The sequence below is a fragment of the Engelhardtia mirabilis genome (genome assembly GCF_007748095.1).
Taxonomy (GTDB): domain Bacteria; phylum Planctomycetota; class UBA1135; order UBA1135.
In genome coordinates, this window is record NZ_CP036287.1 from 3,528,645 (window position 1) to 3,548,574 (window position 19,930).

At 71.0% G+C, this 19,930-nt stretch carries 11 protein-coding genes; 4 read left to right on the forward strand and 7 right to left on the reverse strand.

The window, feature by feature from the left end; all coding sequences use genetic code 11:
- Positions 1-333: 333 nt before the first annotated feature.
- Positions 334-1,599 carry a phospholipase D-like domain-containing protein gene (locus Pla133_RS12970; RefSeq protein WP_419195389.1) on the forward strand — a complete coding sequence of 422 codons (1,266 nt, stop codon included), beginning with the start codon at positions 334-336 and terminating at the stop codon, positions 1,597-1,599.
- A gap of 4 nt (positions 1,600-1,603) precedes the next feature.
- Here the strand turns inward: Pla133_RS12970 and Pla133_RS12975 are convergent, their stop codons facing one another.
- Together Pla133_RS12975 and Pla133_RS12980 are read right to left on the reverse strand one after the other, a co-directional pair.
- Positions 1,604-2,524, reverse strand: a complete 921-nt coding sequence (locus Pla133_RS12975; protein ID WP_419191490.1) for a DUF72 domain-containing protein — start codon at positions 2,522-2,524, stop codon at positions 1,604-1,606.
- Between the two features lie 31 nt (positions 2,525-2,555).
- Positions 2,556-4,007 (reverse strand): hypothetical protein, encoded by a 1,452-nt coding sequence (locus Pla133_RS12980; protein ID WP_145065873.1) that lies wholly within the window; start codon positions 4,005-4,007, stop codon positions 2,556-2,558.
- A gap of 207 nt (positions 4,008-4,214) precedes the next feature.
- On the opposite strand from Pla133_RS12980, the gene Pla133_RS12985 reads away from it, so the two are divergent.
- Genes Pla133_RS12985 through Pla133_RS12995 form a run of 3 tightly spaced genes read left to right on the forward strand, consistent with a single transcriptional unit; the run spans position 4,215 to position 8,781 of the window.
- Positions 4,215-5,105, forward strand: a complete 891-nt coding sequence (locus Pla133_RS12985) for a PIG-L deacetylase family protein (RefSeq protein ID WP_145065875.1) — start codon at positions 4,215-4,217, stop codon at positions 5,103-5,105.
- A gap of 29 nt (positions 5,106-5,134) precedes the next feature.
- The gene (locus Pla133_RS12990) at positions 5,135-7,441 is read left to right on the forward strand and encodes a DUF1592 domain-containing protein (protein ID WP_145065877.1); all 2,307 of its coding nucleotides are present in this window, start codon (positions 5,135-5,137) and stop codon (positions 7,439-7,441) included.
- Complete coding sequence (locus Pla133_RS12995) at positions 7,438-8,781, forward strand: DUF1552 domain-containing protein (protein ID WP_145065879.1); 1,344 nt, start codon at positions 7,438-7,440, stop codon at positions 8,779-8,781. The genes Pla133_RS12990 and Pla133_RS12995 overlap by 4 nt, the downstream gene beginning before the upstream one ends.
- A 57-nt stretch (positions 8,782-8,838) precedes the next feature.
- On the opposite strand, the gene meaB is transcribed toward Pla133_RS12995, so the two are convergent.
- The 5 genes from meaB to Pla133_RS13020 form a co-directional block, all read right to left on the reverse strand.
- The gene (gene meaB / locus Pla133_RS13000; protein WP_145065881.1) at positions 8,839-9,825 is read right to left on the reverse strand and encodes a methylmalonyl Co-A mutase-associated GTPase MeaB; all 987 of its coding nucleotides are present in this window, start codon (positions 9,823-9,825) and stop codon (positions 8,839-8,841) included.
- The gene (gene scpA / locus Pla133_RS13005; protein ID WP_419192445.1) at positions 9,822-11,963 is read right to left on the reverse strand and encodes a methylmalonyl-CoA mutase; all 2,142 of its coding nucleotides are present in this window, start codon (positions 11,961-11,963) and stop codon (positions 9,822-9,824) included. The genes meaB and scpA overlap by 4 nt, the downstream gene beginning before the upstream one ends.
- Before the next feature lie 2 nt (positions 11,964-11,965).
- Entirely contained in the window at positions 11,966-14,053 is a 2,088-nt protein-coding gene (locus Pla133_RS13010; RefSeq protein ID WP_145065885.1) for a methylmalonyl-CoA mutase family protein, read from the reverse strand.
- Positions 14,054-14,093: 40 nt separating this feature from the next.
- A complete protein-coding gene (locus Pla133_RS13015; RefSeq protein WP_145065887.1) occupies positions 14,094-17,546 on the reverse strand; it encodes a methylmalonyl-CoA mutase family protein in 3,453 nt (1,150 codons plus the stop codon).
- 304 nt (positions 17,547-17,850) lie between these two features.
- Positions 17,851-19,800, reverse strand: a complete 1,950-nt coding sequence (locus tag Pla133_RS13020; protein ID WP_145065889.1) for a M28 family peptidase — start codon at positions 19,798-19,800, stop codon at positions 17,851-17,853.
- Between the last annotated feature and the right edge of the window lie 130 nt (positions 19,801-19,930).

The window sequence follows — 19,930 nt, forward strand, 5'->3', positions numbered from 1 at the left end:
AGACCAGTGGCGGGCCCGATCGGGCAGACCGTCGCACCGGTGATCGGTGCGCCGCAGAGCCGGAGGGGAGGCAGAGCCGGAGGGGAGGCAGAGCCGGAGGGGAGGCAGAGCCGGAGACGAGGCAGAGCACTAGGGCGAGGCAGAGCCCCAGGGGGACCTAGAGAGCGGCCTCCCAGGTCCTGATACTCTGAACGCCGGCATCTTAGGCCGCGAACAGGTCGTGCAAGACAGGCTCTGCGGATCTCTACCTGGGACGAACACTTGTACAAACGCCAAGCATCTTTGCGCACGTTGGCAACCCGCCCCGGCGGCCGCTGTCGATGCATCCGCCGTGTGGCGCTGGGCTCGACCCTGGCGCTGCTGGGGCTGTCCTGCTCGCTTCCGAGCGCCTCCTCCTCCCGCGCGATCCCCGCCCCCGCCCCACCCGAGGGACGGCTGACGCCACTCGCGGGCGACATCGAATTGGTCGAGAGTGCCCCGGTCGGAACCTCTCTGGATGCACCGGACCTGCGCAATGCAGGCGAGGTCTGGGTCGAGATGATCGACGCGGCCAGATCGACTTTGGACCTCGCATTCTTCTACGTAAGCGACAACGAACCCAGCCGCCTGACGGCAGTCATCGAGGCCATCGAACGCGCCACCAGCCGCGGTGTGCGGGTGAGGCTCCTGCTCTCGGCCGGCTTTCGCGCGAACGTCCCCGAGACCGTCGAGCGACTCTCGACCCACGCGGGTATCGAGCTGCGCTGGCTAGACCTGAAGCCCCTCGGTCTGGGCGTGTTGCACGCCAAGTACTTCATCGTCGACGGGGCCTCGGTCTTCGTCGGCAGCCAGAACTTCGACTGGCGCTCGCTCGAACACATCCAAGAGCTCGGCCTTCGCGTACGGGATCCGGACCTGGGAGCGGCCTTCGAGCAGGTCTTCGAGTTCGACTGGACCCTGGCCGCCAGCGGCACGCTGCCGTCGCCCGCGGCGTCGCAAGCGGATGGGTCCGCGCCGGTCGGCGGGCCGAGGCACTCGGTCAACCTGCGCGGTTCCCTGGTGGAGCCGGTCTTCAGCCCGCTCGAGCTGCTCCCCGAGGGTCTGCAATGGGACCTCCCGCGCTTGATCGAGTTGATCGATGGAGCGACCGCGACGGTACGCGTGCAGCTGCTCTCCTACCGCCTGGTCGGCTACGACGGTGAGTACTTCGACGACCTCGACCGCGCCCTGCGGCGCGCGGCGGCGCGGGGCGTCGACGTGCGCCTGATCGTCGCCGACTGGGAGAAGCGTCCCGGGGCGATCGAGGATCTCAAGAGCCTGCAACCGGTGCGGAACGTCGAGGTGCGGATGTTGACCATCCCCCCCGCCGAGCAGGGGCACATCCCCTACGCCCGCGTGGTGCACGCCAAGTACCTGGTGGTCGATGGACAACGCGCCTGGGTCGGGACGAGCAACTGGAGTCGCGACTACTTTCACTCCAGCCGCAACGCCGGCCTGGTCCTGAGCGGCGGGGACTTGCCGCCGCGCTTGGACCAGTTCCACGCCGAGGCCTGGAACAGCGAGTACGCCTTCGCGATCGACCCTTGCGAGGACTACGAGCCCGCGCGCATCGGCGACTGACTACTCAGCCGAAAAGGTCCGGCTGCCGCGCCGACTCGAGCGGGTCGGGGCGGCGCAACTCCAGACCCAGGCGCCCGGGCGCGGCGTCGGCCACGAACTGGGCCAGCTCCACCACCAAGCCCTCGTTCGGCTGATGAAGGCACAGCCAGGCCTCGCGCAGGCCGGCTTCGAACCAGGCGCCCAAGCGCTCGATCCACTGGTCCAGCCGCTGCAGGTCGGTGGGATGCAGCGCGTGGCCGGCGAAGCGCACGAAGGTGAACGGCGCGCTGACCCGCATGTGGAGCACGTCGCGGCGCAGGGCCACGTCGCTGATCACGGCGCCGACCCCGTGGGCCTCAAACAACTCGAAGACGGCTGCCGCGGCGCCGCGGTCCGCGAACCATCCGGGGTCGCGCAACTCCACCGCCAGGGGGCCGCGAGCCGCGAAGCGCTCGAGCCAGCGGGCCAAGGCACTCAGCTCGCTCGGCCCGAAGTCGGGGGGCAGCAGCAGCCAGCAGGGACCCCGGCGTGTCCCCAACCCCTCGACGGCGCTGAAGAAGGCCTCACTCTCACGCTCCGCCCCCACCAGGCGCCGCTCGTGACCGATCGCCCCCAAGAGCTTGGGGGCAAAGCGAAAGCCTGCTGGCACGGCCGAGGCCCAACGCTCCAGCTGCGCCCGCTCCGCGGCGTAGAAGGTCGTGTTGAGCTCGAGCGCGTCGAAGTGCCGGGCGTAGGTGGCGAGGGCCCGCCGGCCCTTGGTGCCCGGTGGCCCCAATCGCCGTGCGAGAGCCGGTTGGGCCCACACCGGGGCCCCCATCCAGACCCTGCGAGGAGCATCAGGGAGTCGAAAAAGCGAAAGGCTCGCGGCGTTCGCGTCGTCGTCCCGCGGCAGGCTCAGGTCGAGCTCGTCGAGCAGCTCGACGCTGGACGGTCGTCCGAATTCCAAGCGCTGTTCGCCTGTGGGCTCCGCGGGCGGATCAGAAGCTGAGCAGCCACTGCTTCCAGGGCTTCTCGAGGTTCTCGATCTTGGTGCCCAGCGCATCGTCGAGGGCGCTGGACGAGCTGCCCTTCGAGGTCAGGTAGACCGCGCGCATGTACTCCATCAACGCTGGCCGCGTGCGTTGACCCTCACGCTTGCCCTCGGGCATGCGCGTGTCCGGATCGAGCAGGTAGGCCACGAAGGTGTGTGCACGGGCCTCGATGTCGCGGCGCTCGTCGAACTCGTTCTGCAGGAAGAACTCGTAGTTCAATCCGATCAGCGAGGTCAACTCGTGGCGCCCCTGGTTCAGGGGCATCCGATCGGCGCGGCTGCGCGAGCGCAGCACGTCGTCGGGGTCGAGGGCGAAGTCCTTGCGCTTCACGAAGCCCGGCCGACCGAGGTCGAACTGGCCGCCGAACCAGTTGCCGAAGCCCACCTCCAGCCAGGCGGCCTCGCGGTAGAAGCTCCAATCGTCCGACCAGACCGTCTGGGTCTCGCCCAACACGCAGGAGTACAGCAATTGCTGAGCGGCCAGCTCGAAGAAGCGCAGGGGGTAGTTGCCGCGCTCCCCGTAGTAGGTGCGGATCTCGTTGCCCGAGCCGGTCTCCGGCGGTCCGCTCGGCGAGAGGGTCAGACCCGGCGCGTAGTAGGGCACCTTGGCCGAGCCGGTGGCAGGGAAGCGCTCGACGTCGCGGTAGATCCAGGCCGTCATCGGACGGCGCACGACTTCCTTGGTCTGCAGCTCCGAGATGGCGCCGAACTCCGCCTGGAAGTCGACGTACATGCGCTCCAAGTCGAAGAGCAGGTCGACGGCCTGGGTCAGCTCGGCGGTGCTGCGGACCACGTAGTGCTCGCCGTGCAGCTCGAGCGGGTGCCCCGTGTCGCGGTGCCACTCCGCCCAGTCCTCCGCGTCGAGCATGCGGGCGCCGTCGTCCGCAGCCCACTTCCACTTGCCGTTGCGTTCGCGGTGCCCCAGGAACTCGTGGGCCCGCGCCTCATTCGGGTTGCGCGTCAGCACGTGGTACGCCTGGGCCTGGGCCAGCCCGTCGAGCCCGTTGTCCCGCGCCCACTCGACCAGGGCCCAATCCTCGTCGATCGAGGCACTGGGCGAGCGCACCGAGAGGAAGGCGCCCACCGTGTCGGTGACCGTCTCGATCTGCAGCACGTCCTCCTTGTCGATGTGCTTCACGCGCCCCTTGGGCAGCATGAAATGCACCTCGCCCTCGGGATCGTTCTCCCACAACAGGCGCCCGAAGATCTCGTCGCCATCGGTCATCAACAGGCGGTCGCGCGCGTCGTCGTCGCGGTACTGGGCAGCCGCGCTGGGCGCCGTTCCGATCAGCATTCCGGCTGCCAGGGCGAGCCCCAGCAGTGCGGGGTCCGCGGCGGAGCGAGCGCTTCGGTCGGACGCGACGATGCGGGTGAGCTCGGCGGTGTGGGTGAGCTTCATGCGGATCTGGGGTTGCTGCGGACTGTCTCGTTCTGGCGGGCGACATCGGCCTGTTCCGGCGGCCGACATCGGTGCTGCCGATCGCCGCAGCCGCAGCCGTCGCCGCCGAGACGGGGGCAGACCCCCATCAAGCTAGCGAGACCACGGCCGTGGGTCACGGGCGCCGGTTCTGGCGTCGCCGCCCACCTTCGGCCAGGATGGCTCCAGATGGCTTCCACCCCTTCTACGGAATCTGGGCCCCTCGGAGACGGGTTCTCGAGCTTCGCCGGCTCCCTCGTCCACGTGCCCGACGGCACGTCCCCCTCCGAGGCCCTCGCGCGCACGACCCACCTGGCGATCGTCGCCCACCCCGACGACCTCGAGTTCCTGGCCTACCACGGGATCGCCGCCTGCTACGGCTCCGAGGACCACTGGTTCACCGGCGTCGTGATCACCGACGGCGTCGGCGGCCCTTCCCTGGGCCAGTTCTCGGCGGCGGAACTGCGGGCCGAGCGCCAGCGCGAGCAGCGGGCGGCGGCGGATCTCGGGCGCTACTCGGCAGTGGTCATGCTCGGGGCCTCGAGCGCTCAGTTGAAGCAGACCGAGCCCCCGGTGGAACTGCGCGCCGACCTCCGGCTCTTGGTCCGCGCCTGCTCCCCACGGGTGGTCTACCTCCACAACCCGGCCGACCGCCACGACACCCACGTCGCTTGTCTGGTGCACGCCATGCAAGCTCTCACGGAGCTGCCCCACCACTCGCGCCCGGCGCGGGTGTTGGGCGTCGAGGGTTGGCGCGACCTGGACTGGCTGACGGGCAGCGACCGACAGGAACTCGACGTGAGCGCGCGGCCACACCTTGCGACGGCCCTGGCCGGGGCCTTCGACTCGCAGATTGCCGGAGGCAAGCGCTACGACTTGGCCGTTGGCGCAAGGCGCCTGGCCCACGCGACCTTCGGCGACTCCCACGCGCCCGACGCTGCGGCGGGCGTGACCCTCGCCATGGACCTGACCCCGGTTCTCGCCGAGGGTGGCCCGAGCCTGGCCCAGCTCGCCGCCCGGGCGGTGGAGCACCTGGGAGCAGACATCGCGGCCCGCTTGGAGCGATTCCAGGAGCCCTAGCCTTTCGTCCGACGGATGCCCACTGCGCGATGCCCCACCTCAACGCAGCACCGTTCCTCTTGGCCCTCGCGGCGGGCGCCCTCGTGGGCGCGGGCCAGGCGCCCGACGAGCGCGCGCTGTTGAGCCGCGACATCGAGCAGGTGGTGACGCCGTTCCTCGAGGACTTTTGCGTCACCTGTCACGGGGGCGACGAGCCCGCGGGCGGCCTGGGCCTCGAGCGCTCAATCGACGTCGAGAGCGTGCAGCAGGCGGAGTCCGAATGGCGCTACTTGGCCCAGCGCGTACGACTGGGTCAGATGCCGCCCAGCGGAGAGTACGCCCCCACGGACGACGAGCGCGCCGACCTGGTGGACTGGGTCGAGCGCGCCCTGGCCCTGCGCTACGACCCGTCCATGGCGCCGGACCCAGGCGCACCGGTGATTCGACGTCTGACCCGCGGCCAAGCGCGCGCGACCCTGCGCGACCTCTTCGCGATCGAGATCGGCGCCTTGGGCCTCTTGCCCGAGGACGATGTCGCCCTGGACTTCGAGGGCATCGGCAGCGCCCAGCACCTGCCCGCCGCGTCCGTCGACGGTCTGCTCGAGTTCGCCCGCGTCGCCGCCCGCGAGGCCGTGCTCTACGACTCGAACGGCTGGCCGGCGCGGGTGCGGCACCCGGCGGCGGAGCTCGATCCCGAGCGTCAGGGCCGCATGGCCTCGACGCGCGAGGTCGGCGGCCCCCACGAGTTTCCGCGACCCGGCCAGTACGTGCTGCGCTTCGCGGCCTGGGCCGACCAGGCGGGCGACGAGATTGCGCGGGCCGGGCTGGTCGTCGACGGCGAGACCCTGGCGAGCTTCGAGGTGCATCCCGAACGCGGTGACGAGCCCGAGGTGCTCGAGCTCGCGTTGACGGTGCAGTCCGCGGGCACGCGCCAGGTCGCCGTGCGTTTCGAGAACGATTACTACCAACCCGACGATCCCGACCCCGGCCAGCGGGACCGCAACCTGGCGCTGGTGTGGCTCGAGGTGGAAGGGCCGTTCGAGCCGCCGCGGCTCTCGCCTCTGCTCACGAGCTTGCTCGAGCGGCACGGGGTTTCGCTCGAGAACGAGCCGCCCCCCGGCGCCCGCCGCGAGCTGCTCGCCGAGCTGGCTCGGGCGGTGTGGCGCCGCCCGCCGGCCGAGGACGACGTCGAACGACTCGCCGCGCTGAGCGAGGAGCTCAGCCCCTTCGGCGCGGGACTCCGGCTCACGCTGGAAGCGATGCTCGCCTCGCCCCGCTTCTGGTACCGGATCGAAGCCGACGGCACAGGCGCGGGCCCCGTGCGAGCCCTGGACGGTTTCGAGCTGGCCACGCGACTGTCCTTCTGGCTGTGGGGCTCGACTCCCGACCAGACGCTCCTGGATCTGGCGCAGAGTGGCGCGTTGACGGAGCCCGATGTCCTGGCGCAGCAGGTCCGACGGTTGCTGTTCGACCCCCGCTCGCGCCACCTGTCCGAGGAGTTCGTCCCCCAGTGGCTCGCCCTGCGCCGCTTGCAGGAGCGCGAGTTCGACGATCGCGAGTTGGTGCCATCGATGGTGCGCGAGACGGAGCTGCTGTTCGAGGCCGTGCTGCGCGAGGCGCTGCCACTGCGCGCCCTGCTCGACGCGCAGTTCACCTTCGTCGACGAGGACCTGGCGCGGCACTACGGGATCACCGGGGTCGAGGGGCCCCACATGCGACGGGTCTCCACCAGTGGCACCGGCCGCCGCGGCCTGCTCGGGCACGCCTCGATCCTGGCCGCCACCAGCGAGCCAGCGCGCACCTCGCCGGTCTTGCGCGGCAAGTGGATCCTCGACGCGCTGCTGGGTGATCCGCCGCCCGCGCCGCCGCCCGGCGTGCCGGCCTTGGCCGCGAACCAGGTCGCCTCCGCCACCAGCCTTCGCGCTCAACTGGAGCTCCACCGGGCGGACCCGGCCTGTGCCGTCTGCCACGACACCATGGATCCCCTCGGGCTGGCGCTGGAAGGCTTCGGGCCGCGCGGGCGCGAGCGCAGCTTCGACGGTGCCCATCCGATCGACGATCGGGCCACCCTGCCGGGCGGCAGCGAGCTGCATGGGGCCGCCGGCCTGGTCGAGTTCCTGTGCGACGATCCGCGCTTCCTACGCACCTTCGTGGAGAAGCAGCTCGTGTTCGCCCTGGGGCGGGCCCTCGGACCGGCGGACCGCGGCGAGGTCGCTCGAATCGTCGCCGGCTTGGACCCACGACAAGCGACGATCGTCGACGTGATCCAGGCGCTAGCGGCCAGCCACCCCTTCCGCTTTCGCCGTACCATCGACCCTCGCCCCGATCCGGAGTCCCCGTCGAGGCGGCCCCTATGACTGCAACTCGAACCAAGTCCGCCCTGTCCCGGCGGACCCTCTTGCGCGGCCTCGGAGTCGGCCTGGCCCTGCCCTGGCTCGAAGCCATGGCTCCCGCGACGCGATCGAGCTTGGGTCTCACCTCGCCTGACCCCGCGGCGCGGCGGCTGATCTACGTCTACGTGCCCAATGGCGTGCAGCCCGGCGCGTGGTTCCCGAGCACCGAGGGCCCCCTGGCGGAGCTGCCGCCGACCCTCGCGCCCCTCTCCCCCTACCTCGACACCCTCTCGGTCCTCGGCGGCCTCGAGTGCGACAAGGCCAAGGCCAACGGCGATGGTCCGGGGGACCACGCGCGCGCGTCCGCGGCGTTCCTCACGGGCGTCCAACCGCTCAAGGCCGACGGCCAGGTCCACCTGGGCCCCAGCGCCGATCAGATCGTCGCCGACGCCCTGGCGGGCACGACCCCCATGCGCTCCCTGGCGGTGGGATGCGAGGGCGTGCTGCGCTCCGGGCAATGCGACTCGGGCTACGCCTGCGCCTACTCGACCCACATCTCCTGGCGCAGCGAGACCACACCGGCGCTCAAGGAGTTTCGACCGGGCCCCCTGTTCGACCGCCTGTTCCGCGGCGCCGACTCCGAGCTGACCAACGCCGAGCGCGCGCGTCGACGCAGCGTGTTGGACTTCGTCGCCGACGATGCCGCGCGGCTGCAGCGGCGGCTGGGCAGCGCGGATCGGGCGAAGCTGGACGAATTCCAGACCGGATTGCGCGACCTGGAGCAGCGCATCGCCCGCCTGGCCAGCGCCAACGCCGCGGTGCCCGACGAGCTGCGGCCGCAGGACCCCGGTTCGGACCTGGGTGAGCAGGCTAGGGTCATGTCCGACCTGATCGCCCTGGCCTTGGCCCAGGACCTCACGCGCACGGTCACCTTCATGCTCTTGAACGAGGGCAACAACCGCCCCTACCGCGAGCTGGAGATCGACGAGGGCCACCACGGCCTGTCCCACCACAAGGGCGATGCGGCGTCGATCGACAAGCTCGCGCGGATCGAGGCCTTCCATGTGGAGCAGTTGGCCTACCTGTTGGGCCGCCTGCGAGCGACGACGGAAGGCGACGGGAGCCTCCTGGATGCGGCGATGGTCTGCTACGGGAGTGGCATCGGCGACGGCAACCGCCACCAGCACAGCGAGCTGCCGATCCTCCTGGCCGGGGGTGGCGCAGGCACCTTGACTCCCCTGGGCTACCGCCGGTTCCCCGACCGCACGCCCCTCAACGACCTGCACCTGGCGCTGATGGAGCGCATGGGCGTGCAGCCGGAGCGCTTCGGCGACGGACGGGCCCCGCTCGACCTGCGTGCGTAGCGGCCTCGGTAGGCGTTCGTACGGTGCCAGGCACAGAACCGCCGCCTACCGAGGCGACTACAGGCCGAATGCTCGCAGGAGCTCCCGGGCGGCTTCCGAGGCAGGCAGCTCCGCTGCTCCGACCCGGCGCTCGAGGTCGTCCAACTTGGCGCGAACCGCCGGATGCGTGCGGAACGCGTCAACCAGGGCCTCTTCCAAGTGGCTCCACATCCAGCGCTTGCGTTGGTGGATACGGTTCGCCTCGAACACGCCGGCGCCCTCGAGGGCGGCGCGGTGCTCGGTGATCGTCTCCCACACTTCCTCCAGGCCCGTGCGCTCGAGTGCGCTCGCAAGCAGCGTGCGCGGGCGCCAGCACTCCCGCCGCGGCCGCAGGTAGTGCAGCGCCGCGTCGTACTCCGCCCGCGCCGCCTCCGCCCGCGCGCGGTTCTCGCCGTCGGCCTTGTTGACCACGATCAGGTCGGCGTGCTCGACGATGCCCTTCTTGATGCCCTGCAGCTCGTCGCCGGCACCGGGCAGGAGCAGCACGCAAAAGGTGTCGACCATCTCCGCCACGGCCGTCTCGGACTGGCCCACGCCCACGGTCTCGACGAGCACCACGTCGTAGCCTGCCGCCTCCAGCACGACCATGGCCTCGCGGGTGCGGCGCGCCACGCCGCCCAGGGTCGCGGCCGAGGGGCTGGGGCGCACGAATGCCGCCGCGTGCATGGCCAGCGCGTTCATGCGGCTCTTGTCGCCGAGGATCGAGCCCCCGGTGATCGTGCTCGACGGGTCGACGGCGAGCACGGCGACCCGGTGCCCGCGCTCCACCAGGTGCAGTCCCAGAGCTTCGATGAAGGTGCTCTTGCCCACGCCGGGCACGCCCGAGATGCCGACCCGATGGGCACCGCCGGAGGAGGGCAGAAGAGCCCGCAGCAGTTCGGCCGCGCCCGCCTCGTGCTTGGCCGCACGACTCTCGACCAGGGTCACGGCGCGGCCGATCAACGCCCGGTCTCCCGCGCGAACTCCCTCGGCCAGGCGCAGGGCTTCCGAGACCTCGGCGCTCACGGGGTCTCGGCCCGGCCCAGTGCCTCGAGGACCTCCAGCGCCGCCTCCGCGATCACCGTCCCGGGACCGAACACGGCGATCGCGCCCAGCTCGCGCAATTTGGGCACGTCGCCGGGGGGGATCACCCCGCCCACGACCACGCTGATGTCGCCGCGACCAGCCTTGGCCAGTTCCTCGCGCAGGGCCGGCACCAGGGTCATGTGACCGGCCGCCAGGGAGCTCACGCCGACCACGTGCACGTCGTTCTCGACGGCCTGGCGCGCGGTCTCCTCGGGGGTCTGAAAGAGGCTGCCGATGTCGACGTCGAAGCCCAGGTCCGCAAAGGCGCTGGCGATCACTTTCTGTCCGCGGTCGTGGCCGTCCTGGCCCATCTTGGCCACCAGGATGCGCGGCCGGCGTCCTTCGCTGAGTGCAAAGTCCTCGACAGCTCGGCGCGCAGCCGCCACGCGACTCTCGTCTTCGCCCACCTCGGCAGCATACACACCTTGCAGGGAGCGCACCTCCGCTCGGTGGCGGCCGAAGACGACCTCGAGCGCGTCGGAGATCTCACCCACCGTGGCCCGCGCGCGGGCGGCTTCGATGGCGAGCTCCAGCAGGTTGCCCTCGCCGCTCGCGGCGCAGGCGGTGAGCGCCTCGAGGGTGCGCTTGACCGCCGCACCATCGCGTTCGGCGCGCAGGCGTTCCAAGCGCGCGATCTGCGCCGCCCGCACGGCCGCGTTGTCGACCTGTAGCACGGGCACCTCGTCAACGGTCTCGGGCAGATAGCGATTCACGCCGACGATCGTCTGGCGACCTGAATCGATCCGCGCCTGGGTCCGCGCCGCGGCCTCCTCAATGCGGATCTTGGGCAGCCCCTGCTCGATCGCGCGGGTCATCCCGCCCAGGGCCTCGACCTCCTCGATCAGGGCCCAGGCCTTGTCCGCCAGGTCCTGGGTCAGGCGCTCGACGTAGTAGCTGCCGCCCCAGGGATCCACCGAGCGGGTCGTGCCCGACTCGCCCTGCAATTGCAGTTGGGTGTTGCGCGAGATGCGCGCCGAGAAGTCCGTGGGCAGGGCCAGGGCCTCGTCCAGGGAGTTCGTGTGCAGGGACTGAGTCCCGCCCTGGGTCGCCGCCATGGCTTCGACCTGGGTCCGCACCACGTTGTTGAACACGTCCTGGGCCGTGAGCGACCAGCCCGAAGTCTGGCAGTGGGTCCGCAGCATCGACGACTTCGGATTCCGCGGCTCGAAGGGCGCCATCAGGCGCGCCCACAAGAGACGCGCCGCGCGCAGCTTGGCGATCTCCGTGAACGTGTTCATGCCGATCGCGAAGAAGAACGACAACCGCGGCGCGAAGGCGTCCACGTCGAGGCCGGCGGCGATGCCGGTCCGCACGTACTCGAGACCGTCGGCGAGGGTGTAGGCCAGCTCCAGGTCGGCCGTCGCGCCGGCCTCCTGCATGTGGTAGCCCGAGATCGAGATCGAGTTGAAGCGCGGCATGCGCTGGCTCGTGTACTCGAAGATGTCGGCCACGATCCGCATCGAGGGGCTGGGCGGATAGATGTAGGTGTTCCGCACCATGAACTCTTTGAGGATGTCGTTCTGGATCGTCCCGGCGAGCTGTTCGGGCGCGACGCCCTGCTCCTGCGCAGCGACCACGTAGAGCGCCAGGATCGGCAGCACCGCGCCGTTCATGGTCATCGACACGCTCATCGTGTCCAGCGGGATGCCGTCGAACAGCACCTGCATGTCCAGGATCGAATCGATCGCCACCCCGGCCATGCCCACGTCCCCCACCACCCGCGGATGGTCGGAGTCGTAGCCCCGGTGCGTCGCCAGGTCGAAGGCGATCGAGAGCCCCTTCTGCCCGGCCGCGAGGTTGCGCCGGTAGAAGGCGTTCGACTCCTCGGCGGTGGAGAAGCCCGCGTACTGACGGATGGTCCAGGGGCGCTGGACGTACATGGTCGGGTAGGGCCCGCGCACGAAGGGCGCGACGCCGGGTAGCCCGCCGAGGGTCTCCACGCCGATCAGGTCGTCGGCGGTGTAGGCGGGCTTGACGCCGATGCCCTCGGGGGTCGACCAGCGCGCGACGAAGTCGGTGCCCCGTCCACGGTTGCTGTGGGGCGCGCCGAACTCGACCTTGCCCAGCTCAGGAATCACGCTCACGCTCCCACCTCCTCGAGTTTGGCGCCGGAGAACTCCAGGGCCGTGCGCAGGTGCGCGACCACGTCCATGCCGAGGTGCACGAAGTGCTCGGCGCCCGCGGCGCGCAGGGCGGCCTCGCGTTCCCCCGGTTTGCCGGCCACGGCGGTGTGGGTCGCGCCCGCTGCGCGCAGTCTCGCCAGGGCGGGCTCGAGCTCGGTGGCGTAGCGCTCGTCGGAGCCCGCCACGCAGACCAGGGCCGGACGCCGCTCGGCGATGGCGGCGCTCAACTCGGCAGGGTCCGTCGGCAAGGGTGCCGCCACGGTCGGGATGCCCCCGACGGCGTAGAGGTTCTCGATCCAGCCCACCCGCGCACGGTGCTCGGACGCCGGACCCAGGGTCGCGATCCACACGGGCCGGGCGTCGGCACCCAACTCGTCGGCGGCGTCGCGCAGCGCCTCGAAGGCCCAGGCCTCGCGCCGGGCGACCAGGGGCGGCGCCAGGGCCGGCTCCGAGTCGCCGGAGAGGGCCCGCATGATGCGCGCGAAGTCCGCGCCGTTGTTGACCACCTCGCGCAGCTTGGCCAGGTCGACCTGCGGGTTCAGCTCCAGCGGCGACGAGGGGACGGCGGACACATCCGGATCCGCCGCGCGGGCGGGCTCGGGCAGGCTCTCCCCGTGTTGCGGGAACTCGCTGACGCCGGTGATCGGTCGCTTGCGTCGGGCCACGTCCTGGGCCAAGCCGGCCCAAGCCTCTTTCAGCTCGGAGGCCGCGCCCCCGCCGGTGATCCACTCGGCCAGCCTCCCGTCGAGCTCCTGGGCCCTGCGCCAACCGGCAGCGGCCAGGTCGGCGGTCAGTTGCTCCACCAGGTAGGCACCGCCCGCGGGGTCGGCGACCCGACCGAGGCCACTCTCCTCGGCCAGCACGTGGTGCAGGTTGCGCGCTACGCGTCGACCGAGCTCCGAGGGCTGCCCCAGGGCGTCGTCGTAGCAGGCGGCGTGGATCGCGTCCGCGCCGCCGCAGATCGCCGCGAAGGTCGTCGTCGACGCGCGCAGCACGTTGGTCCAGGGGTCGCGGCGGGTCAGGATGCGCGACGAGGTCGCCGCCCGGATCCACGGGGCCGGCACGGGATCGATGCCGCAGCTCTCGATCAGGTGCGCCCACAGCCAGCGCAGGGCGCGCAGTTTGGCGATCTCGGGGAACAGCTCGCGATCGACCTCGACCGCGAAGGCGATCTCGCGGGCGGTGACGGCGGGGTCGATGCCGCGCTGCTCCATGGCGCGCAGGTAGGCCGCCGCCGTGGCCACCGCGACGCCCAGTTCCAGCGGCGCGTCCGCGCCGGCGCGGTGGTAGGCGCTGACGTCGACGCCGATGGCGCGGCAGCCGGGCAGGTACTCGGCGCTGAAGCGCACCAACTCGGCGAGCTGGTCGAAGCTCGCCTCGAGGGACCCGGGCAGGGCGCCGTCGCGCGCCAGCACGCCCAGGGGGTCGGCTCCGAAGCGTACGTTCAGCTCGCCGTCGGCCACGCCGGCGCGGGCGGAGACGTCGAGCAGCGCTGCCGCGGCGGGCGCGAAGGCCGCACCGGCATCGAGCTCGAGCCCCACGGCCTCGAGCACCACGCCGTCCAAGAGCAGCGCGAGGTCGGCCCCGCGGCGCACCACGACGCCGTCGTCGGCACCTTCGAGACCCCAGGCCGCCTCGGCGTCGAACTCCAACCACAAGCCCGAGGCTCCGCCGGCCAGGTCGGCGCGCAGCGCTGCGCCTTCCGTCGCGGGGTCGGCTCCGCTGGCGCGGCTGAGCACGCACCAAGGTGCGACCCGCTCCGCCTCGACCGACTCCTCCGCCGTGGCGCCCGAGCCGCCGCCCTCGCCGAGCACGCGCACTCCGCGCACGAAGGGTGCCCGCCCGGGCGCGCCCAAGTCGTAGTCGGGGCGCGACGTGTAGAGCGGCTCGAGCGTGAGCCCGCCGCGCAGGCGCGTGCGCAGGGCTCGATCGAAGTCGGCGCCGGCCAACTCGCGCTCCACGCGCTCGCGCCAGCTCGAGGGGTCGGGGGAGGCGAAGTCAGCGCGCGGCAGCGCGCCCGACGCGTCGGTTTGGTTGGTCGTCATCGAGTCCTGGTTCACACCGCGCCGCGGGACGCGGCGCCGGTCACATGTTGCGTCGGTACCTGCCGCCCACTTCGAACAGGGCGCCGGAGATCTGACCCAGGCTGCAGACCTTGGTCACGTCCATGAGCTGCTCGAAGAGGTTCTCGCCGGCCAGGGCCGCCCGTTGCAGCCCCTCCAGGGCCGCCGGCGCGCGGTCGGCGTTGCGGGCCCAGAAGGCGTCACGGGCACGGATCGCGCCCTGCTGTTCTTCGCCCGTCGAGCGGATCACCTCGCCCGGCACCAGGGTCGGCGAGCCCTTCGAGTCGAGGAAGGTGTTGACCCCCACCAGCGGCAGGGATCCGTCGTGCTTCTTGCCCTCGTAGTAGAGGGACTCGTCCTGGATCCTCGAGCGCTGGTACATGCGCTCCATGGCGCCCAGCACCCCGCCGCGGTCGGCGATGCGGCGGAACTCGGTGTAGACCGCCTCCTCCACCAGGTCGGTCAGCTCCTCGATCACGAAGGCCCCCTGCAGGGGGTTCTCGTTCGCGGCCAGGCCCAGCTCCTTGTTGATGATCAACTGGATCGCCAGGGCTCGGCGCACGCTCTCCTCGGTGGGCGTGGTGATCGCCTCGTCGTAGGCGTTGGTGTGCAGCGACTGGCAGTTGTCGTAGATCGCGTACAGCGCCTGGAGCGTGGTTCGGATGTCGTTGAACGCGATCTCCTGGGCGTGCAGGGAGCGGCCGCTGGTCTGGATGTGGTACTTGAGCTTCTGGCTGCGCTCCCCGGCCCCGTACACGAAGCGCATGGCCTTGGCCCAGATGCGCCGCGCCACGCGGCCGATCACCGCGTACTCCGCGTCCACGCCGTTGGAGAAGAAGAACGACAGGTTGGGCGCGAAGTCGTCCACCGCCAGCCCGCGGCTCAGGTAGTACTCCACGTAGGTGAAGCCGTTGGCCAGGGTGAAGGCCAGTTGGGTGATCGGGTTCGCCCCCGCCTCGGCGATGTGGTAGCCGGAGATCGAGACCGAGTAGAAGTTCCGTACGCCTTCGCGGCAGAAGTACTCCTGGATGTCGCCCATCATCCGCAGGGCGAACTCGGTCGAGAAGATGCAGGTGTTCTGGGCCTGGTCCTCCTTGAGGATGTCCGCCTGCACCGTGCCGCGCACCACGCGCAGGGTGTCGGCCTTGATCTTCGCGTAGGTCTCGGGGTCCAGCACCTCGTCACCGCTGACGCCGAGCAGGGCCAGGCCCAGGCCGTCGTTGCCCTCGGGCAGCTCGCCGCGGTAGACCGGGCGCTGCGCGCCGCGCTGGGCGTAGAGGGCGTCGATGCGCTTCTGAGCCGCCTCCATGCCGCCCGTCGCGTGCAGGTGCTTCTCGCACTGCTGGTCGACGGCCGCATTCATGAAGAACGCGAGGACCATCGGCGCCGGACCGTTGATGGTCATCGACACCGAGGTCTTCGGGTCGCACAGGTCGAAGCCGGAGTACAGCCGCTTGGCGTCGTCGACCGTCGCGATCGAGACCCCGGAGTTGCCGACCTTGCCGTAGATGTCCGGCCGGATGTCGGGGTCCTGACCGTAGAGCGTGACCGAGTCGAAGGCGGTCGACAGGCGCGCGGCGGGCATGCCGCGGGAGACGTAGTGGAAGCGCCGGTTGGTGCGCTCGGGGCCGCCCTCGCCGGCGAACATGCGGGCGGGGTCCTCGCCCACGCGCTTGAGCGGGAACACGCCCGAGGCGTAGGGGAAGCTGCCCGGGACGTTCTCGGTCAGGAGCCAGCGCAGCACGTCACCGGGGTCCTGGTAGCGCGGCAGGGCGACCTTGGGGACCTTGAGCCCGGCCAGGGTCTCGACCTTGAGGTCCTGCTCGATGACCCGGTCGCGCACCTGGAAGCTGAACTTGTCCGCGCTGAAGCGCTCGACGGTCTGCGGCCATTCTTCCAGCAGCCCGCGGCACTCGGGATCGAGTTGCTTTTCGAGCTCGGCGGCCAGGGTATCGAGGGCTCCGGCGTCGAGGGCTCCAGCCTGGTCCCCACGCTCGCGCAGCAGCTCGGCCGTCCCCCTGACCTGCGCCCAGCGCCGCGCCAGGGCCGTCTGGCGCTCGGTGAACTGATCGCGCCGCTTGGAGGCGTCGGCGATCTCGGCCAGGTAGCGCACGCGGTCGGCCGGGATCACGCCGGGCACCGCCCCGTGGTCGTCGGCGATCGCCCCGGTCGGGTGCAGGTCCGCCCCCGCCTTGGACACCAGTTGATCGATCAGCGCGCGGTACAGCCGGTTCATGCCCGCGTCGTTGAACTGCGAGGCGATCGTGCCGAAGACCGGGAAGTCCTCGACCGGCACGTGGAAGGCCTGGCGCGCCCGCTGGAATTGCTTACGCACGTCGCGCAGGGCGTCCAAGGACCCGGCCTTGTCGAACTTGTTGATCGCGATGCAGTCGGCGAAGTCGATCATGTCGATCTTCTCGAGCTGCGTGGCGGCCCCGTAGTCGGCGGTCATCACGTACAGGGACACGTCGCAGTGCTCGACGATCTCCGTGTCCGACTGGCCGATGCCGCTGGTCTCCACGATCACCAGGTCGTGCCCGGCGACCTTGGCCAGGTCGATCGCCGTCTGCACGTGGGCCGACAGGGCCAGGTTCGCCTGGCGCGTGGCCAGGGAGCGCATGTAGACCCTCTCGTCGTGGATCGAGTTCATGCGAATGCGGTCGCCCAGGAGCGCCCCGCCGGTGCGCCGCTTGGAGGGGTCGACCGAGATCACCGCGATCGTCTCGGTCTCGAAGTCCGTCAGGAAGCGCCGCACCAGCTCGTCCACCAGGGACGACTTGCCCGCCCCGCCGGTGCCGGTGATGCCCAGCACCGGGATCGTCTTCGACGGCTTGTGGCGCTCGACCAGGTCGCGCAGGTCGCCGGCCACCTCCGGCAGGGTCTCCGCGGCCGTGATCAGCCGCGCCAAGCTCTGGTGGTGGCGCTGCAGGAGCCCCGCCTCCGCGGCCCCCACCATGTCGGCCGACACCGTGGGCCGGTCGCAGCGCCGCAAGAGGTCGTTGATCATCCCCTGCAGGCCCATCGAGCGGCCGTCGTCGGGCGAGTAGATGCGCGCGACCCCGTGGGCGTGCAGCCGATCGATCTCGCTGGGCAGGATCGTGCCCCCACCCCCGCCGAAGACCTGGATGCCCGCGCCGCGCTCGCGCAGCAGGTCGACCATGTACTCGAAGAACTCGACGTGGCCGCCCTGGTAGGAGGTCACCGCGATGCCCTGGACGTCCTCCTGGATCGCGCAGTCGACGATCTCGGCCACCGAGCGGTCGTGACCCAGGTGGATCACCTCGGCCCCGGAGGCCTGCAGGATCCGCCGCATGACGTTGATCGCCGCGTCGTGACCGTCGAACAGGGAGGCGGCCGTGACCAGGCGGATCGGTCGGGAGGGCTGGTAGGCCTCGGTCTCGGGCGCGTGGCCGGCGGAGGGGCCCGACGCGGGCGCGGCGGACCCGCCGGTGGGCTTCGTCGAAGCGGTGCTCATGGGATCGGGGATCGGCTCGGGGGGGCGGCCCGGGCGGCGAGGCGGTGCTGCCGAGGCGAATGGCGGGGGCTCGCGGACCCGCGGCGGCGGCGGGGCCATCCGAGGGTCGAACGTGCGGGCTGGGACCGGGCGATTGTAGGGCCCGAGGGCCCCTCTACCAGGGTCGCCTGGGCCGGGTGGACCCCGATAGGGTTCTGGCCGGGCGCCGCAGGGCGGTCGGCAAGGTGCCCGCGAACGGACCGGGGGGACGCGGATCGGCTGGTGCCGACCCGCGTCCCCCCGTCTGGCTACACCTCGTAGCCGGCTACTTGGCCTGAAGAGTGATGTCCAAGGTCAGCTCGTCGCCACCACGCTTGACGCCGACTCGCACCACGTCCCCGGGTTCGTGGCTGGCCAGCATCCCCATCCAACCCATGACGTTCTCGATCTTGACGCCGTTCCAGCGGACCATCAGGTCGCCGTCCTCGATGCCGCCCTCGTCGGCCGAGCCGCCGGGGGTGACGCTTCCGACCAGCACACCGATGGCGTCCTCGTCGTAGCTGCCGGGCATGATTCCGAAGCGCACCTTCGCGTCACCCCGCGAGGCCTGGGGCGCCGAGGCCTCGGCGGGCTCGGCCTGGGCTTCGGTGAATTCGAAGCGCTGGTCCCGCGTCGACATGGCGCTGACGATCTGCTGCCAGAGGTCGATCGTGAGCAGGGCATCGACCCGGTTGATCTTGTCGACCGTGTCGCGGGGCGTGTGGTAGTCGTCGTGGAAGTCGGCGATGATCCCGAACAGGACCGGCACGCTGTTGCGCTCGAAGGCCATGTGGTCGCTGCCCCCACCGCCACGCCGACTGGTCACGATCTCCAGGGGTGAAGCGTCGAAGAAGGGTTGGACCCACTCGGCCATGCCGACGCCGGTGCCCCCGCCGGACACGCTCAGGCGCTTGTTGGTGATGCGCCCGATCATGTCGAAGTTCAGCATCAGCACGTGGTCCTCGATCGGCAGGATCGGATTGGCCACGTAGTGGAACGCTCCATTCAGACCCGACTCCTCGGCGTCGAAGGCCATGAACAGGATCGAGCGGGCCGGCGTCCCCTCCGGCAGCTCGGCGTACTCGCGCACCATGCGCTCGGCGAGCATGATCACCGCCGCCGTGCCGGAGGCATTGTCATCCGCGCCCGGGTGCAGCTCGCGCCCCGCGGACTCGCGGTCGCGCGAGCCGAAATTGCCCATGCCCAGGTGGTCCATGTGCGCGCCGACCACGATCAGCTCGTTGGCCAACGCGCCATGGCCCTTGAGCAGGCCGGCGACGTTCTGGGCCATCAGCTCCTCGCGCACCACTTCGGCCTCGAGGGTCATGTTGCCGTTCAACTTCACGACCGAGCGCCCCTCGTCCGCCAGCTTGCGCAGGTCCATGAGGGAGCGTCCCTCGGGATCCATCGCCTTGACCACGCCCTCACCGGCCTCGGTCGAGAGCATGATCACCGGCACCTCGGCCGCGCTGCCGCCCATGGAGAAGCCCGAGAGCTGGCTCGCACGCGGGTCGGCGCAACCGGGGGGGTTGATGATCACGATGCCGGCGGCGCCGCGGCGCGCTGCATCGCGCACCTTGCGGGCGAACCCGGCCCTCGCGCTCCACGGACGGCTCTCCTCGGCCCAGCGACTGTTGCCTTCGCCGTCCATGGGCTCGAAGCGCAGCATGACCGCAACCCGGCCACTGAGGTCGTCGTCCTCGGCGTAGGAGGAGTACTCGCTGTCGCCGGGCCCACTGGCGATCGAGTAGCCCACGAACACGGCGGGCGCCGTCACGGTCCCGCCCGCTCCCAAGCTCAGGGCGGTGTAGTCGGTGCCCGCGATCAGATCGGTCCCACCGGGGGCCGAGAAGCCCTGCCCTGCGAGGGTCGAGGTCCCCGACAGGGCGAAGGGCTGGCGGAACCCAGGCACGCCGTCGACCTCGAAGGCCTCGTCGAGCCCGGCCTGGCGCAGGTAGTGCTCGACGTAGTCCCGCGCGATGTCCATGCCACGGGTCCCCGGCAGTCGTCCCTCGAGGAAGGGACTGGCCAGGAACACCACGTGGTCGTTGTAGGCCCGGAAGTCGGGTCCCAGCTCGGCCAGCGCATCGGTGACCGGGTCCTGGCCGAGCCAGGGGTCGTCGTCGCCGACCGGGGTCAGGGCCGGAGCGAGGCTCGCACTTGCAGTGGCCGCAAGGGCCGAGAGTGCCAAGGGGAGCGCGAGGGCGGAGGAGACCGCGAGGGAGCGAAGACGCATGAAAGCTCGCGCCGTCGGTGCGGCGCGCGGGGGTTGGGTCGGAACGGGCTGACCGCGGCGATCGGTCGCGGCCCCGTGGGGCTGGCCAACTCGTGTGGGCGGTCGTGACGGCGACGTGGGCGCCGGGGAT

What these genes read in the sequence shown, in the direction of transcription:
- Pla133_RS13020 (WP_145065889.1), bottom strand. Translation starts at nt 19,800, where the DNA reads ATGCGTCTTCGCTCCCTCGCGGTCTCCTCCGCCCTCGCGCTCCCCTTG.
- Pla133_RS13010 (WP_145065885.1), bottom strand. Translation starts at nt 14,053, where the DNA reads ATGACGACCAACCAAACCGACGCGTCGGGCGCGCTGCCGCGCGCTGAC.
- Pla133_RS12995 (WP_145065879.1), top strand. Translation starts at nt 7,438, where the DNA reads ATGACTGCAACTCGAACCAAGTCCGCCCTGTCCCGGCGGACCCTCTTG.
- Pla133_RS12990 (WP_145065877.1), top strand. Translation starts at nt 5,135, where the DNA reads ATGCCCCACCTCAACGCAGCACCGTTCCTCTTGGCCCTCGCGGCGGGC.
- Pla133_RS12985 (WP_145065875.1), top strand. Translation starts at nt 4,215, where the DNA reads ATGGCTTCCACCCCTTCTACGGAATCTGGGCCCCTCGGAGACGGGTTC.
- Pla133_RS13015 (WP_145065887.1), bottom strand. Translation starts at nt 17,546, where the DNA reads ATGAGCACCGCTTCGACGAAGCCCACCGGCGGGTCCGCCGCGCCCGCG.
- Pla133_RS12980 (WP_145065873.1), bottom strand. Translation starts at nt 4,007, where the DNA reads ATGAAGCTCACCCACACCGCCGAGCTCACCCGCATCGTCGCGTCCGAC.